Annotated in this window: 13 protein-coding genes; 1 reads left to right on the forward strand and 12 read right to left on the reverse strand. The window is 64.1% G+C overall.

What is annotated here, in order from left to right; genetic code table 11:
- Positions 1-3 precede the first annotated feature (3 nt).
- From mmsB to JQ604_RS00155, 11 genes are all read right to left on the reverse strand, one after another.
- Positions 4-1194, reverse strand: coding sequence for a multiple monosaccharide ABC transporter permease (mmsB, locus tag JQ604_RS00105; protein WP_212351761.1), 1191 nt, complete (start codon positions 1192-1194; stop codon positions 4-6).
- A complete protein-coding gene (gene mmsA / locus JQ604_RS00110) occupies positions 1191-2771 on the reverse strand; it encodes a multiple monosaccharide ABC transporter ATP-binding protein (protein ID WP_212351763.1) in 1581 nt (526 codons plus the stop codon). Before mmsA ends, mmsB begins: the two co-directional genes overlap by 4 nt.
- A 77-nt stretch (positions 2772-2848) precedes the next feature.
- Positions 2849-3922 (reverse strand): multiple monosaccharide ABC transporter substrate-binding protein, encoded by a 1074-nt coding sequence (gene chvE, locus JQ604_RS00115; RefSeq protein WP_212351765.1) that lies wholly within the window; start codon positions 3920-3922, stop codon positions 2849-2851.
- A 457-nt stretch (positions 3923-4379) separates the two neighbouring features.
- Entirely contained in the window at positions 4380-5099 is a 720-nt protein-coding gene (locus tag JQ604_RS00120) for an HAD family hydrolase (protein WP_433996212.1), read from the reverse strand.
- Positions 5100-6029 carry a CbbX protein gene (gene cbbX / locus JQ604_RS00125; RefSeq protein WP_212351768.1) on the reverse strand — a complete coding sequence of 310 codons (930 nt, stop codon included), beginning with the start codon at positions 6027-6029 and terminating at the stop codon, positions 5100-5102.
- Positions 6026-6448, reverse strand: coding sequence for a ribulose bisphosphate carboxylase small subunit (locus tag JQ604_RS00130; protein ID WP_212351770.1), 423 nt, complete (start codon positions 6446-6448; stop codon positions 6026-6028). Before JQ604_RS00130 ends, cbbX begins: the two co-directional genes overlap by 4 nt.
- A gap of 22 nt (positions 6449-6470) precedes the next feature.
- A complete protein-coding gene (locus tag JQ604_RS00135) occupies positions 6471-7931 on the reverse strand; it encodes a form I ribulose bisphosphate carboxylase large subunit (protein ID WP_212351772.1) in 1461 nt (486 codons plus the stop codon).
- A 31-nt stretch (positions 7932-7962) separates the two neighbouring features.
- The gene (fba, locus tag JQ604_RS00140; protein WP_212351774.1) at positions 7963-9045 is read right to left on the reverse strand and encodes a class II fructose-bisphosphate aldolase; all 1083 of its coding nucleotides are present in this window, start codon (positions 9043-9045) and stop codon (positions 7963-7965) included.
- Positions 9046-9047: 2 nt separating this feature from the next.
- Positions 9048-11072 carry a transketolase gene (gene tkt, locus JQ604_RS00145; protein WP_212351776.1) on the reverse strand — a complete coding sequence of 675 codons (2025 nt, stop codon included), beginning with the start codon at positions 11070-11072 and terminating at the stop codon, positions 9048-9050.
- Positions 11069-11944 carry a phosphoribulokinase gene (locus JQ604_RS00150; RefSeq protein ID WP_212351778.1) on the reverse strand — a complete coding sequence of 292 codons (876 nt, stop codon included), beginning with the start codon at positions 11942-11944 and terminating at the stop codon, positions 11069-11071. Before JQ604_RS00150 ends, tkt begins: the two co-directional genes overlap by 4 nt.
- A 24-nt stretch (positions 11945-11968) precedes the next feature.
- A complete protein-coding gene (locus JQ604_RS00155) occupies positions 11969-12949 on the reverse strand; it encodes a class 1 fructose-bisphosphatase (protein WP_249157924.1) in 981 nt (326 codons plus the stop codon).
- Between the two features lie 207 nt (positions 12950-13156).
- Between JQ604_RS00155 and JQ604_RS00160 the strand changes: the two genes are divergently transcribed.
- Positions 13157-14083, forward strand: a complete 927-nt coding sequence (locus JQ604_RS00160; protein ID WP_212351780.1) for a LysR family transcriptional regulator — start codon at positions 13157-13159, stop codon at positions 14081-14083.
- Between the two features lie 12 nt (positions 14084-14095).
- Here JQ604_RS00160 and JQ604_RS00165 read toward each other — a convergent pair whose 3' ends face one another.
- Entirely contained in the window at positions 14096-15685 is a 1590-nt protein-coding gene (locus tag JQ604_RS00165) for a glycosyltransferase family 39 protein (protein WP_212351782.1), read from the reverse strand.
- Positions 15686-15828: the final 143 nt, after the last annotated feature.

A 15828-nucleotide genomic window follows, 5' to 3' on the forward strand; every position in this document is an offset into this window, starting at 1 on the left:
GCGTCATCTACGCTGGTTGTAGACGTCGATGCAGACGGCGCCGAGCAGGACGAGGCCCTTGATGACCTGCTGGTAGTCGATCCCGATGCCGAGGATCGACATGCCGTTGTTCATCACACCCATGATCATGGCGCCGACCACGGCGCCACCGACCCGGCCGACGCCGCCATAGGCCGACGCGCCGCCGATGAAGCAGGCGGCGATGACGTCGAGCTCGAAGCCGAGGCCGGCCTTCGGCGTCGCGGTGTTGAGCCTTGCTGCGAACACGAGGCCGGCGAGCGCAGCCAGCACGCCCATGTTGACGAAGGTGAAGAAGGTCAGCCGCTCGGTCTTGATGCCCGACAGGCTCGCTGCCTTGGCGTTGCCGCCGACCGCATAGATGTGCCGGCCAATCACGGTGCGCCTGGTGACGAAGCCATACAGCGCGATCAGCACGCCCATGATCACGAGCACGTTCGGCAGGCCGCGATGCGAGGCGATCAGATACGTGAAGTAGAGCACGGCGCCCGCCAGCACGACGCTCTTGACGATGAAGAACCCATAGGGCTCGACCTCGATGCCATGCGACTGCTCGCGTGCCCGGCTCTTGGCGCTGTTCAGCACCAGCAGGAAGGCCAGCACCACGCCGATCAAGAGCGAGGTCGGGTGCAACTGCTCGGCACCGGGAATCAGCTCGGGAATGAACCCGGACGAAAGCTTCTGGAAGGTCGGCGGGAACGGCCCCACGGACTGCCCCTGCAGGAAGGCGAGCGCCAGTCCCTTGAAGACAAGCATGCCCGCCAGCGTGACGATGAAGGACGGAATCTTGAAATAGGCAACCCAGTAGCCCTGCGCCGCGCCGATCGCGGCTCCCACCAGCAGACAGGCGATGAACGCCAGGGGATAGTCGACGTGGTAGCGCACCATCAGCACGGCCGCGACCGCGCCGACAAAGCCCGCGACCGACCCGACCGAGAGATCGATATGGCCGGTGACGATGACGAGCAGCATGCCGAGCGCCATGATCACGATGTAGCTGTTCTGCAGCACCAGGTTGGTGAGGTTGAGCGGCTGCAGCAGCGTGCCGTCGGTCACGACCTGGAAGAACAGCATGATCGCCAGCAGCGACAGCAGCATGCCGTAATTGCGCAGGTTGTTCTTGATGAAGCCGGAATGCTTGGGCGCCTCGGGAAGCGACACCGTCTTGTCGGTCATTGCATGGCTCCTTCCGCCCGTGCGTCGCCGCCCGCGGCGCCATTCCCGGACATCCTGACATTGCGCATAATGGCGCGCATGATCTTTTCCTGCGTGGCGTCGGCGCTTGCAAACTCGCCGACGAAGGCGCCGTCATTCATGACGCAGATCCGGTCGCAGATGCCGAGCAGCTCGGGCATTTCCGACGAGATCACCACGACGCCCTTGCCGGCCTCCGCCAGCTCGTTGATGATACAGTAAATCTCATATTTTGCGCCGACATCGATGCCGCGGGTCGGCTCGTCCAGCATCAGCACGGTGGGATCGGTCATCAGCCATTTCGACAGCACCACCTTCTGCTGGTTGCCGCCGGAGAGCTGGCCGGTCTCCTGATAGACGTCGGAGCAGCGGATCCGCATCCGGTTGCGATAGTCGCTGGCGGCCTTGAGCTCGCGGACGTCGTCGATCACACCGCGGTCGGCCACTTGATAGAGGCTCGACAGCGTCACGTTCTTGCGGACGTCGTCGGCCAGGATCAGCCCGAGCTGCTTGCGGTCCTCGGTGACATAGGCGAGGCCGGCGTCGATCGCCGCCGGCACGCTGGAGAGGCTGACGTCCTTGCCCTCGAGCGTGAGACGGCCGTTGATATTGTAGCCCCACGCCTTGCCGAACAGGCTCATCGCGAATTCGGTGCGGCCGGCACCCATCAGGCCGGCGATGCCGACCACCTCACCGCGCCTCACCTTGAAGTCGACATTCTTGATCACCTGCCGCTCGGTGTGCAGCGGATGATGCACCGACCAGTTCTCTACCGTCATCACGGGCTCGCCGATCTCGGCCTTGCGCTCCGGGAAGCGGTGCGCGAGATCGCGGTTGACCATGCTGCGGATGATGCGGTCTTCCTCGACCCGCTCGGTCCGGCAATCGATGCTGTCGACGGTGCGGCCGTCGCGCAGCACCGTGATACGGTCGGCGACCTGCGCCACCTCGTTCAGCTTGTGCGAGATCAGGATCGAGGCGATGCCCTGCTCACGGAAGGTCCGGAGACGCTCGAGCAGCGCCGCGCTGTCGGCCTCGTTGAGGCTCGCGGTCGGCTCGTCCAGGATCAGGAGGCGCACCCTCTTCGACAGCGCCTTGGCGATCTCGACCAGCTGCTGCTTGCCGACGCCCATATCGGTGATCAGCGTGTCCGGCGATTCCTTGAGCCCGACCTGAGCCAGCAATTCCCGGCTGCGCCGGTACACCATGTTGCGGTCGATGACGCCAAACTGCGAGGGCGGATGCGAGAGGAAGATGTTCTCCGCGATCGACATCAGCGGAATCAGCGCCAGCTCCTGGTGGATGATGATGATGCCGAGCGCTTCGGTGTCGTTGATGTCGCGGAACTTGCGCTCCTCGCCGTCATAGACGATCGAGCCTTCATAGCTGCCGGCGGGATAGACGCCGCTCAGCACCTTCATCAGGGTTGATTTGCCGGCGCCATTCTCGCCGACGAGAGCGTGGATCTCGCCCTTCTCTACCGTGAAATTGACGTCGCGCAGCGCCTGCACGCCCGCAAAGCTCTTGCTGACGCCGCGCATTTCGAGCATTGCCGTCATAGCATCGTCCCGCAGCGCCGAAGAGATTGGCGCAGTGCGGTTCGACGGGCGCCGCCGCCCGCCGAACCTCGTTTGCCTTAGTCGAATTGCGCCTTCTTGTAGTAGCCGCTGTCAATCAGGACTTTCTCCCAATTGGTCTTGTCCACCACGACCGGCTTCAGCAGATAGGACGGAACCACCTTGACGCCGTTGTTGTAGGTCTTGGTGTCGTTGACGGTGACCTCCTTGCCGTTCGAGACGGCGTCGACCATGTCGGCGGTCACCTTGGCGAGGTCGCGGGTGTCCTTGAAGATGGTCGAATATTGATCGCCGCGCAGGATCGCCTTGATCGAGGGAACCTCGGCGTCCTGGCCGCTGACATACGGCATCGGCTGGTCCTTGCTGCCGTAGCCGACACCCTTCAGCGAGGAGATGATGCCGATCGACAGGCCGTCATAGGGCGACAGTACCGCATCGACGCGCTTCTTGCCGTAGAAGGCGCTCAGCAGGTTGTCCATGCGCGCCTGGGCGGTGGCGCCGTCCCAACGGAGCGTCGAGACCTTGTCCATGCCCATCTGGCCGCTGCCGACCACGAGCTTGCCGCTGTCGATGTAGGGCTTCAGCACGCTCATCGCGCCGTCGTAGAAGAAATAGGCGTTGTTGTCGTCGGGCGAGCCGCCGAACAGCTCGATGTTGAAGGGGCCCTTGCCCTCCTTCAGCCCCAGCGCCTTCTCGATCGACTGCGCCTGCAGCACGCCGACCTGGAAATTGTCGAAGGTCGCGTAATAGTCGAGGTTCGGGGTGTCGCGGATCAGGCGGTCATAGGCGATCACGGTGATGCCCTTTGCCTTCGCCTGCTTGAGCACGTCGGACAGCGTGGTGCCGTCGATCGCGGCGATCACCAGCACCTTGGCGCCCTTGGTCACCATGTTCTCGATCTGCGAAAGCTGGTTCGGGATGTCGTCCTCGGCATATTGCAGGTCGGTGTTGTAGCCGCGCTCCTTCAGCACCTTGACCATGTTGTTGCCGTCGTCGATCCAGCGCGCCGAGGATTTGGTCGGCATCGCGATCCCGATGGTCGCCTTGGCCTGCGCGAGCGCGCCGCTGTTCGAGGCGGCGACGGCAAGGCCTGCCAGCGCGAACGCCATGATGGTCGTCTTCAACTTGAGCATGCTTCACTCCCCTTCTTTTGAGATTTTGGTTCAGTCTAGCAGGAGAAGGCCGCGATGCGGGCTGCCTTCTTCACGTCCGTTGCTTTGGTCTGAAAACGTCGCGCCGAAGCGCGCCGTCACCAACCAGCTTTGTCTTGTTGTGATGGAGCTTCATGACTGCGCCAGCTCCCCGCCTCCGTCTTGCGACCCGTTGTGCCGGTCTCGACCAGCCGGCAACAACTTACCCGTGCATCAAGTGAGGGATTGAACAGGGCGCAGAAAAGGCTGTGAGGATCATGTGGCGCTAACTCCCGAGATTATTGTCCGTGTTACCAGCACCGCGCAGGCGGTGTCATGGCACCTTGACGACCCATTGGCGGATCGTACCCCTACTATTTCACGGATGGGAGACGGCGACTAGTCATATTATTTGACTTTTAAGTTCCGCGCCGGCCGCATATTGGCGCGAGATTGGACCTTAATACCCGATTTCGGCGAGATCATCGACAACCAACAGTGCTCCCGACCAGTCGTCGTCCGGGAAGTAGGCGCTGCGGGTGATCACGACGGGAATGCCGGCCCGCGAGGCAGAGGCGAGCCCGTTGCCGGAATCCTCGATGGCGATGCAATCCGAGGGCGCGAGCCCCAACTGCGCCAGCACCGCGAGATAGATATCAGGTGCCGGCTTCTTCCGGGGCACGTCGTCGCCTGCGGCGATGACCTCGAACAGGCTGGCCAAGTCTTGCCCCAGCGCGACCGAGAGCAAGGCATCGACATTGTCCCGTGTGGTGGTGGTCGCGATCGCCAGGCGCTGGCCACGACGGCGCGCGCCGGCGAGCATCGCCTCGACACCCGGCCGCAGCGGGCATTCGCCGGAGGCAACCAGCGCGGTGTAGCGTTCGGTCTTGGCTCGATGCAGCACGGCGATCTCGGCAAAGGTCAGCAGCGGGATCGCATTCCGTTCGTCGAAGGCGCGGATGCGTTCCTTGCCGCCGGCAACGCGGAGCAATTGCCGATAGGTCCCGCGATCCCAATGCCAGGTGAGGCCGGCTTCCGCGAACGCCTCGTTGAAGGCGCGGCGGTGCACCTCCTCGGTCTCGGCCAGCGTCCCGTCGACGTCGAAGATCAGCGCGCGGGCGCCGGCGATGAGATCGCGCATGCCGCCGACACGGATGGCCTCCAGCGTCCCGCTCATCATTTACGCCCCCTTCGCAGCCCCCTCGGCAAACACCCGGCTCGCCAGCACGTCGCCCGCCTCGATCGACATCACGTCGTCGCATGTCAGCGTGCGATCGAGCTTTGCGACAATCCGGTTGGCCTGGCGCAATCGGATACGATCGAGCGCATTGCGGATCGAGCGCGCATTGGAGAACAGCGGCTGGGTTTTGCGCACCGCGATGTAGCGAATGAACGCCTCGCGCGCCTCGGCCGAGAAACGATAGTTCTGCTCGGTCAGCATCAGTTCCGCGATCGCCATCAATTCGCTCTCCGCATAGTCCGGGAAGTCGATGTGGTGGGCGATGCGCGAGCGGAAGCCGGGATTGCTCTGGAAGAACTTTTCCATCCGGTCGCCATAGCCGGCGAGGATCACGACGAGATCCTCCCGTTGCGATTCCATCACCTGCAGCAGGATCTCGATCGCCTCCTGGCCGTAGTCGCGTTCGTTCTCGGGCCGGTAGAGATAATAGGCCTCATCGATGAACAGCACGCCGCCCATCGCCTTCTTCAGGATCTCCTTGGTCTTCGGCGCGGTGTGACCGATATATTGCCCGACCAGATCGTCGCGCGTCACGCTGATGACATGGCCGCGGCGCACGAAGCCGAGCCGGTGCAGGATGCCGGCCATCCGCATCGCCACCGTCGTCTTGCCGGTGCCGGGATTGCCGGTGAACGACATGTGCAATGTCGGGAAGGTGGTGGCGAGCGCCATCTTCTGCCGGATGCGCTCGACCAAAAGCAGCGAGGCGATCTCGCGAATACGGGTTTTCACCGGGACGAGGCCGATCAGCTCCCTGTCGAGCTGCGCGAGCACCGAGGCGATATCGACCGCCTCGAACTCCTTGCGCAGATCGATCGCACTGACCGGCGCCGGCTGATCCGGCACCGGTTGAATGGCAGCCTGGGTCATGCGCCGTACCGCTCACCTTCGGGACGGTCGACCGCGTAGGCCTTTGTGGTGTAGCGCATGCTGCGGCCGTCGACTTCCTGCCGCTCGAGCCGGAAACCGGGTTCTTCCTTCGGCCGATTGACGATGAAGGAAATGCGCACCGACTCCCAGCCATGAGAGGAATCGAATCCGCTCAAGCGGATGTAGCGGTCGCCGTAAACGCGGCGGCAGTCCGCCAATTCCTTCATGATGCCGGCCGCGTCGCGCAAGTCGAACATCGGCAGCCCCCACATTTCCCAATAGGTGTTGCGGGGATGCGGGTCGTCGGTGAACTCGATGTTCACCGCCCAGCCCTTGTCGAGGCAGAACTGGACCTGCGCCGTGATCTGCTCATCGGTCAGATCGGGAAGAAAGGAAAAGCATCCCTGGGTCACTCTCATCGCGGTTCTCCTTTTGCTTCCGTTACATCGCGGGTGTTGCCGTCGGAGCAAAGTCCGGCGAGTCCGTGGATTCGTAGTTGAACGTCACGTCCTTCCAGACCTCCAGTGCATCGCGCAGCGGTGTGCAGGTCTGCGCCGCCTTGGCGAGAATTTCCGGTCCTTCGTGGACATAGTCGCGCCCCTCGTTGCGGGCGAGGATCATGGCCTCGAGCGCGACACGGTTGGCGGTCGCGCCGGCCTGGATTCCCTTGGGATGGCCGATCGTGCCCCCGCCGAACTGCAGCACGACGTCCTCGCCGAGATGATCGAGCAGCTGGTGCATCTGACCGGCATGGATGCCGCCCGATGCGACCGGCATCAGCTTGTTGAGGCTGGCCCATTGCTGATCGAAGAACACGCCGTGTTCGAGCGTCATCGGATTGAACTCTTCACGGCAGATATCGTAGTAGCCGCGCGTGGTCGCCGGATCGCCTTCGAGCTTGCCGACCACGGTGCCGGCATGGATGTGATCGACGCCGGCCAGCCGCATCCACTTGGCGATGACGCGGAACGAGACGCCGTGCAGTCGCTGACGCGTATAGGTCGAGTGGCCGGCACGATGAAGATGCAGGATCATGTCGTTGCGGCGCGCCCATTTCGCCATCGACTGGATTGCGGTGTAGCCGATCACGAGGTCGATCATGATGATGACGGAGCCGAGCTGCTTGGCGAACTCCGCGCGCTCATACATGTCTTCCATTGTCGCAGCGGTGACGTTCAGATACGTGCCCTTCACCTCGCCGGTCGCCGCTTGTGCGCGGTTGACGCCTTCCATGCAGTAGAGGAAGCGGTCGCGCCAATGCATGAAGGGCTGTGAGTTGATGTTCTCGTCGTCCTTGCAGAAGTCGAGCCCGCCCTTCAGTGCCTCATAGACCACGCGGCCGTAGTTGCGGCCGGACAGGCCGAGCTTCGGCTTGACGGTGGCGCCGAGCAAGGGACGGCCGAACTTGTCGAGCCGCTCGCGCTCGACAACGATGCCGGTCGCGGGTCCCTGGAAGGTCTTCACATAGGCGACTGGGAGCCGCATGTCCTCCAGCCGCAACGCCTTCAACGGCTTGAAGCCGAACACATTGCCGATGATCGACGCCGTGAGGTTGGCGATCGAGCCCGGCTCGAACAGATCGAGGTCGTAGGCGATGTAGGCAAAGTAGCTGCCGGGCGAACCGGGGACAGGATCGACGCGGTAGCACTTGGCGCGATACTTCTCCGCTGCCGTCAGGCGATCGGTCCACACCACCGTCCAGGTCGCGGTCGAGGATTCACCGGCGACCGCAGCGCATGCTTCGGTCGGATCGACGCCATCCTGCGGCGTGACGCGGAACAGTGCGATGACATCGGTGTCCTTTGGCTCGTAGTTCGGCTCCCAATAGCCCATGCGCTTGTATTCCATCACGCCGGACTTGTAGCGATCCTTGCCGCGGACGGTGATCGACTGCATGTTCATTGTTATTCTCCTTGGTTTCGTTGGCGCGGCGTCATGCCGCCTGGGTGATGTTTCCGATCTGCGGGTCGAGCGCGCCGGTGCGGTAGCGCTTGGCCATCTCGGGTAGCGGCACGACCTTGATCTTGCCGGCATTGCCGGCCGTACCGAACTGCTCGAAGCGGTCGCGACAGAGCTCGCGCAAGGCGTCCATCGCGGGTTTGAGGAATTTGCGCGGATCGAACTCGCTCTTCGACTGCGTCGCGACCTTGCGGAAGGCGCCGGCCATCGCCAGACGGCAATCGGTGTCGATATTGACCTTGCGCACGCCGTGCCTGATGCCGCGGACGATCTCCTCCACCGGCACGCCCCAGGTCTGCGGCATCTCGCCGCCGAACTGGTTGAAGATGTCCTGCAGCGGCTGCGGCACGGAGGACGAGCCGTGCATCACCAGGTGGATGTTCGGCAGCCGCGTGTGGATCTCCTCGACCACGCGCATCGCCAGGATGTCGCCATCGGGCTTGCGGGTGAACTTGTAGGCGCCATGCGAGGTGCCCATGGCGATGGCGAGCGCGTCGACCTTGGTGGTGCGGACGAAATCCACCGCCTGGTCCGGGTCGGTCAACAGCTGGTCGTGGCTGACCTCGCCTTCGACGCCATGGCCATCCTCCTGCTCGCCGCCGCCATGCTCGAGCGAGCCGAGCACGCCGAGCTCGCCTTCGACGGAGGCGCCGACCCAATGCGCCATATCGACGACGCGGCGGGTGATGTCGACGTTGTAGTCGTAATCAGCTGCGGTCTTGGCATCTGCCTTCAGCGAGCCGTCCATCATGACGGATGTAAAGCCGTAGCGCAGCGCGCTGGCGCAGGTGGATTCCTCGTTGCCGTGATCGAGATGCAGGCAGAGCGGGATCTGCGGATACATCTCCTCCAGCGCGTCGATCATCCGGGCCAGCATGATGTCGCCGGTATAGGCACGGGCACCGCGCGAGGCCTGCATGATGACCGGCGCATCGCAGGCCGCGGCCGCTTCCATGATGGCGAGGCCCTGCTCCATATTGTTGATGTTGAACGCGGGCACGCCGTAGCCGCGCTCGGCGGCGTGATCCAGCAATTGCCTCAGGGTGATCCGGGCCATGGTTACCTCCTTTCGGTTGATTGTTGGATCACACGCTGCGCCGCCGCCACGACGGCTGAGGGCGTGATACCGAACTCGCGATAGAGCACGTCGGCCGGAGCCGAGGCGCCAAAGCCGGTCATGCCGATGAATTCGCAGTCGTCGCCGAGCCAGCGTGCCCACTCGCCTTCGACAGCGGCCTCGACGCCGACACGCGGCGCGGTGCCGAGAACCTGGTTGCGATAGTCGCGCGGCTGCTGGCGGAACAGGTCGAGACAGGGGGCAGAGACGACCGCGGCGTGCACACCGCTTTCCGCCAGCAGCTTTGCAGCATCGAGCGCGATCGCCACCTCTGAACCCGTTGCAATCAGGGTGACGTCGCGCCCGTGTGCCGGCTCGGCCACCACATAGGCGCCGAGCGCGACCTTATTGTCCGCCGCACCGTCGCGGAACGCGGGCAGACCTTGTCGTGACAGGCAGAGAATCGAGGGCGAGCCCTCTGCCTTGAGTGCGCAATCCCAGGCTTCCGCCGTCTCGATGGCATCTGCGGGGCGGAACACCAGCACATTCGGAATCGCGCGCAATGAGGCGAGATGTTCGACCGGCTGATGCGTCGGGCCGTCCTCGCCAAGACCGATCGAGTCGTGCGTCATCACGTGGATGACGCGAATGCCCATCAATGCCGCGAGCCGGATCGCCGGGCGGCTGTAGTCTGCGAAGGTCAGGAACGTCCCGCCATAGGGGATGAAGCCGCCATGCAGCGCGATGCCGTTCATCGCCGCCGCCATCGCATGCTCGCGGATGCCGTAATGGATGTAGCTGCCGTCGAGCGTGTTCCGGCCGACGGGTGTCTGGCCCTTCGCTAGTGTCAGGTTGGAATGCGTCAGGTCGGCCGAGCCGCCGAGCAGGTTCGGCAGCGCTTCGGCGATTACATCGATCACCTGCTGCGAAGCCTGGCGGGTCGCAAGCTTCGGCCGCTCCGTGGCGAAGCGCTGCTTCAGCTTGGCTATCGCCTCCGCATAGGTGCAGGGCAGCTTGCGGTTCAGCGCGTCGTGAAATGCTGAGCGGCCGCCATTGCAGGTTTTTCGCGATCGCTCGATCCAGGCGCGACGTGCCTCACGGCCGCGCGCACCGATGTCGCGCCATTCGCCGAGCACGGCGTCGGGAATCTCGAATGCGGGATACGGCCAACCGAGCGCGGTGCGGGTCTTGCCGATCTCCTCCGCACCGAGCGGCGCACCGTGCGCCTTTTCGCTGCCCTGGCGGTTTGGCGCGCCGTAACCGATCATGGTCCGGCAAGCGATCAGCGACGGCCGGTCGCTCGCCTTCGCCTGTTTGATGGCGGCCGTGATTGCCTGGGGATCGTGACCGTCAATGCTGGCGACGTTCCAGCCGCTCGCACGGAACCGCATGACCTGATCATCCGAGCAGGACAGCGACGTCGCGCCATCGATCGAGATCCGGTTGTCGTCCCACAGAACGATCAGGCGATTGAGCCGCAGATGACCCGCGAGCGAGATCGCCTCCTGGCTGATGCCTTCCATCAGGCAGCCGTCGCCGGCGATGACGTAGGTGAAGTGATCGACGAGGTCGTCGCCGTGCCGCGCATTCATCAGCCGTTCGGCGAGCGCCATGCCGACTGCGGTCGCGATGCCCTGCCCCAGCGGCCCCGTGGTGGTCTCGACGCCTGGCGTGTGGCCATATTCGGGATGCCCCGGCGTCTTCGATCCCCATTGCCGGAACGCCCTGAGCTGGTCGAGCGTCACAGCCTCGTAGCCGGTCAGATGCAGCAACGCGTAGAGCAGCATCGAGCCGTGGCCGGCCGACAGGACAAAGCGGTCGCGATCCGGCCAGGCGGGGTCGCTGGGATCGAACTTCAGGAAGCGCGAGAACAGGACCGTAGCGACGTCGGCCATGCCCATGGGCATGCCGGGATGGCCTGACTTCGCCTGCTCGACCGCATCGATGGCGAGGAAGCGGATGGCGTTGGCCATCTCGGCATGGCCGACTTCCGGTCGGCTGGCAACGGACGCAAGCGCGGTCGTCATATCGTTCGCCTCTTTCGTTCGATCAATTGCAGGATCAGCGGGGTGAGGATGAGCTGCATCGCCAGGTCGAGCTTGGCGCCGTGCACCACGATGGAATTGGCGCGCGACATGAAGCTGTGCGGGATCATCGACAGCAGGTACGGGAAATCGATGCCGCGCGGATTCTTCATCCGGATCACGACCATCGATTCATCGGGGGTCGGGATCCAGCGTGCGACGAACGGATTGGAAGTGTCGACCGTCGGCACGCGCTGGAAGTTGATGTCGGTGTCGGTGAATTGCGGGCAGATGTAGTTCACGTAGTCAGGCATCCGCCGCAGGATCGTGTCGGTCACTGCTTCCGTCGAATAGCCGCGATGGCTGCGGTCACGATGCAGCTTCTGGATCCATTCGAGATTGATGACCGGCACGACGCCGATCTTGAGGTCGGCATGCTGGGCGACGTTCACCTTGTCGGTGACGACGGCACCATGCAGGCCCTCGTAGAACAACAGATCGGAATTCTCCGGCAGCGGCTCCCATCCGGTGAAGGTGCCGGGCTGGGCGTCATAGAGCCGCGCCTCCTCGGCATCATGCACATAGTGCCGCGTCGTTCCGGTGCCGGTTTCGGCATAGTCGCGGAACAGCTTTTCCAGCTCCTCGAACAGATTGGTCTCGGGGCTGAAATGGCTGAAGTGCTTGTTGCCGCGCTCGGCCTCCTCGCCCATCTTGCGTCGCATCTCGGCGCGGTCGTAGCGGTGGAACGCGTCGCCCTCGACATAAGCCGCGACGACGTTCTCCCGGCGGAAGATATTCTCGAAGGTCTTCTTCACCGACGTGGTGCCGGCGCCCGAAGAGCCGGTGATGGAGATGATGGGATGGCGGCGTGACATGGGTCTCTCTCTCAGGCGTCTCTGTCAGCGGAACAGGCCGCGTCGCGCGAACAGCGGGGCATCGCTGCTTTCGAACAACGGCTCGACGGTCAGGTGCTTGGCCTCGACGTCGCGCACCGCGCGCGCCGAGCCCATGATCAGGGGCACGCGCTGGTGCGGCGTCCGCGCCGACAATTCAAGGATGCGCGAGCGGCCGTTCGAAGCGGCACCGCCGGCCCACTCCATGATCAGCGCGATCGGATGCGCCTCGTAGAGCAGCCGCAGCCGGCCCTCGCGATAACCCTGGCGTTCGTCCGCCGGATAAAGGAACACGCCGCCGCGCATCAGGATGCGATAAGCCTCGGCCACCAGCGAGCCGATCCAGCGCATGTTGAAATCCTGGCCGCGCTCGCCATTGACGCCGGCAAGGCACTCGTCGATATAGCCGCGCACCGCGCCGCTCCAGTGACGGCGGTTGGAGGCGTTGATCGCGAACTCCGGCGTGTCCTGGGGGACCTGGACGTCGCGCGCAGTCAGCACGAATTCGCGCGTCCTCGGATCCAGCGTAAAGCAGTCGACGCACTGGTCGAGCGCGAGCACCAGCAGCGTCTGCGGCCCGAAGATGAAGCAGCCTGCGGCGATCTGCGCCGTGCCGGGCTCGAAGAAGGTCGAGATGACATCAAACCCCTTCGGCCGGATCGAGAAGATGGTGCCGATGGAAATGTTGTTCTCGAGATTGGCGGAGCCGTCGAGCGGATCGATCGCGACACAGAGCGGCGCGTCCGCATCCAACGTTTCCGGCAGTTCGGCTTCTTCCGACAGCACGGCCGCGACCGGCGCCGACCGCAGCGCATCGCGCATCAGGCGGTCGGCGACCAGATCGATGTCTCGCTGACGGTCACCGTCGGGATTGACGCCGGCAGCCTCGCCGCTGACGCCGCCGAGCGGACCTGCCGCGATGGTTCCTGCAAGCTCGATAGCGGCGCCAGCCAGAGCCTGGATGACAGCGACGGTGGCGGCACGCATCGGGTTCTGATGCGTCGGCCAATCCAGATAGGCATGCAATGCAGGACGAATGTCCACGGGCCGCTCCCTTCGCTGGCGCCCTCTGTCGGGGCGTTGACCGCGTCTCGTACCGGAGTCGCGTTCGTCCCTATCAACGCCCGATTTGCAGGATTAGGGAAATTTCATTATCTTAGACCTCGCCAAAGTTTTTCTTATGAGGCAATTGTCATGGCCGGGAACTTCGTGCGCGACCTCACCATCCGCCAGTTGCGCGCGCTATCAGCGGTCAATGCAGCCGGCTCGATCACCGCGGCGGCCAATCAGCTCAACCTCACCCAGCCTGCGGTGACGCTGCAGCTGCGCAACCTGCAGACGCTCGCCGGCCTGCCGCTGATCCAGCGCACCGGCGAGGGAATGGCGCTCACCGACGCCGGCGCGCATGTGCTGGCGCTGGTCGAGCGGATCGAGGCGGCGATGCTCGATTGCGAACAATCGCTCGATCTGATCGCCGGCCGCAGCGGCGGCCGCGTCTCGATGGGTGCGGTCAGCACCGCGAAATATTTCGTGCCGTTCGCGATCGCGGCGTTCTCGCGCAAATTTCCCAAGGTCGACGTCTCGCTGCGGATCGGCAATCGCGCCGATATCCGCGACGCACTGCGCGGCTATGATCTCGACATCGCCGTGATGGGCGCGCCGCCCGCCGATCTCGAAGTCGAGATGCGCCCGCTCGGCCGGCATCCGCACTACATCGTGGCCGCGGCCGACCACCGGCTGTCGCGACGCCGTCATGTCGAGCCGTCGGAGCTTGCCAACGAAACTTTCATCACCCGCGAAGTCGGATCCGGCACGCGGATGCTGATGGAGCAATACTTCGAGAAGATGAGGCTGGCGCCGAAGATCGGCATGGCCATGGACAGCAACGAGACCATCAAGCAGGCCGTGATGGCCGGGCTCGGCATCGCCTTCATCTCCCAGCACACGGTGTTTCACGAGCTGGAAGACGGCCGTCTGGTGGTGCTCAAGGTGAAGGGACTGCCCGTGATCCGTCAGTGGCACGCGATCCGCCGCGCCGACAAGATATTGCTGCCGCCGGCGCAGGCGATGCTGGATTTCCTCGGCAAGGAAGGCTGGCGCTATCTGCCGAACACGAGGTGAAAGGCGAGAAATTCAGCTGCAGGACTTCCGCACATACAGCGTCGGCGGATCCGGTGCGTCGATCGGCACAATCTTCCAGGTCGGATCAGCGGCGAGCCGCGCCTTGGTCGCCTCGATGAAGGGAACGCCGGGCAGATTGGTGTGCATCTCGCTGCCCCATTTGTTGGGCGCCAGCACGAAATCCGACTTCAGCGCGCGTTCCACCATCTCCTCCTGCGTCCGCGCGCCGGCGAGGCCGTAGCCGCGGATCGCCATCCCGTGGTTCAAGCCGGCGAACAGCATGGTCGTCTCCGGCGTAACCGGATACGGGGTCAGCATGGAGATGACCGGTTGGGGAAGCGAGCAGCCGGGCTTGCCAGCCGCTTCGCGCGCGATCACCGCGGTGATCCCATCGAGAATCCGGCCGGCATTCGGAAAATTGCGGCTGAGCTGGCTGATCCGCGCCGCCGGCGAGGCGAACGCCGTGATCACGACGAGGGAGATCGCCACCGCGACGTCAGCTTTCGGCAGCTGATCGGCAAGCCGGCGCAGCAGCCGCGCCAGCGCCAGCACCATGGCGAAGATGAATGGAAAGAAGAACAGCGAGCTGATGAAGAAGGTCTGCTCGGTCGAGATCGACATCAGGCAGTACAGCACGACGACGACGAAATAGTACGCGAGCGCGCGATAGGCCTGCGGCTCGCGCCAGGTCTTCCGCGACAGCACGGCATCGACCACGACGGCAACCAGGCCGACGAAGAAGAACCCGCGCAACGCATGCGCGCCGCCGTTGCGACCGATGGAATTGAACGTCCAGTGATAGAGCGCGTCACCCTCGGTCGCCCAGATGTGCCGGTCGACGATCAGGATCCGGTAGGCGTAGGACACCGCGCGCGGGCTGAACAGGATCACGCAGGGCACAAACGCGATGACAAAGAGCACAAGGGGCAACCGCGCCGTGCGGACGGACGACCAGAACTCCTTTCGTGGCACCAGCCCGGGACGCAGGATGCCGATCAACGCCGCCAGCCCCGTCACCGGCAGCGTGATCATGAACACGCTGGGCTTGGCCGTGATCGCAGCGGCCGCGACCAAAGCGATCCCGATCGCCCGCCGCAGGCTGATCCCTGCATAGTCGGTGCTGATCAGGAGATAGAGCGAAAGCGCAAACAGCGCGGAAGCTCCAAAATCGGGACGGAATTCAGTAGTGATGAACTGGACGACCGGGATGAACAGCGTGCAGGCGGCGAGCAGGATGCTCGGCAAGGGGGCAAGCGCCGAACGCGCGACGTAGTAGACGCTGGCGAGGAAGACCAGCACGATCCAGGTGCTGACAAGATACGGCGACCAGACGTGCGGGCCGAGTAGCGAGTAGCCGAGCATCGACGTCAGCGTACTGAGCGGCGCATGCGGGGGATCGGCGATGATCGAAGCCACGAGGTTGAACAGCGAGGTCGCGTCTCCCCGCAGCACCCGCAAATAGCCGTCGAGCAGGTAATTCGCGTCGTCATAGATCGGCGGCATCGCAAGCGTGCCCTCGCGGGCGCTCAGCGACAGGTTGAGCGCTGCGGAGACGATCGCCAGCACGCCGAGGCAAATCAACCTTTGGGCTCTCGCACTCACGATTCACCCCGCCCGGTGATCGAAAAAGGTGGCTGCCGCACCTTGAACTTGATGGGGGAATTGGCCGATGGTGGATTGGCCGACAGTGGCTTTGCCGGAAGGTCGCGAAGGATTGGCAATACCACGAATTCCATACCGGTCGG

The sequence above is a fragment of the Bradyrhizobium jicamae genome (assembly GCF_018130695.1).
GTDB lineage: Bacteria > Pseudomonadota > Alphaproteobacteria > Rhizobiales > Xanthobacteraceae > Bradyrhizobium > Bradyrhizobium jicamae_B.

Excerpts from the sequence above, each read along its gene's own strand:
- mmsB (WP_212351761.1), bottom strand. The coding sequence starts at position 1,194 with ATGACCGACAAGACGGTGTCGCTTCCCGAGGCGCCCAAGCATTCCGGC.
- mmsA (WP_212351763.1), bottom strand. The coding sequence starts at position 2,771 with ATGACGGCAATGCTCGAAATGCGCGGCGTCAGCAAGAGCTTTGCGGGC.
- chvE (WP_212351765.1), bottom strand. The coding sequence starts at position 3,922 with ATGCTCAAGTTGAAGACGACCATCATGGCGTTCGCGCTGGCAGGCCTT.
- JQ604_RS00120 (WP_433996212.1), bottom strand. The coding sequence starts at position 5,099 with ATGATGAGCGGGACGCTGGAGGCCATCCGTGTCGGCGGCATGCGCGAT.
- cbbX (WP_212351768.1), bottom strand. The coding sequence starts at position 6,029 with ATGACCCAGGCTGCCATTCAACCGGTGCCGGATCAGCCGGCGCCGGTC.
- JQ604_RS00130 (WP_212351770.1), bottom strand. The coding sequence starts at position 6,448 with ATGAGAGTGACCCAGGGATGCTTTTCCTTTCTTCCCGATCTGACCGAT.
- JQ604_RS00135 (WP_212351772.1), bottom strand. The coding sequence starts at position 7,931 with ATGAACATGCAGTCGATCACCGTCCGCGGCAAGGATCGCTACAAGTCC.
- fba (WP_212351774.1), bottom strand. The coding sequence starts at position 9,045 with ATGGCCCGGATCACCCTGAGGCAATTGCTGGATCACGCCGCCGAGCGC.
- tkt (WP_212351776.1), bottom strand. The coding sequence starts at position 11,072 with ATGACGACCGCGCTTGCGTCCGTTGCCAGCCGACCGGAAGTCGGCCAT.
- JQ604_RS00150 (WP_212351778.1), bottom strand. The coding sequence starts at position 11,944 with ATGTCACGCCGCCATCCCATCATCTCCATCACCGGCTCTTCGGGCGCC.
- JQ604_RS00155 (WP_249157924.1), bottom strand. The coding sequence starts at position 12,949 with ATGCGTGCCGCCACCGTCGCTGTCATCCAGGCTCTGGCTGGCGCCGCT.
- JQ604_RS00160 (WP_212351780.1), top strand. The coding sequence starts at position 13,157 with ATGGCCGGGAACTTCGTGCGCGACCTCACCATCCGCCAGTTGCGCGCG.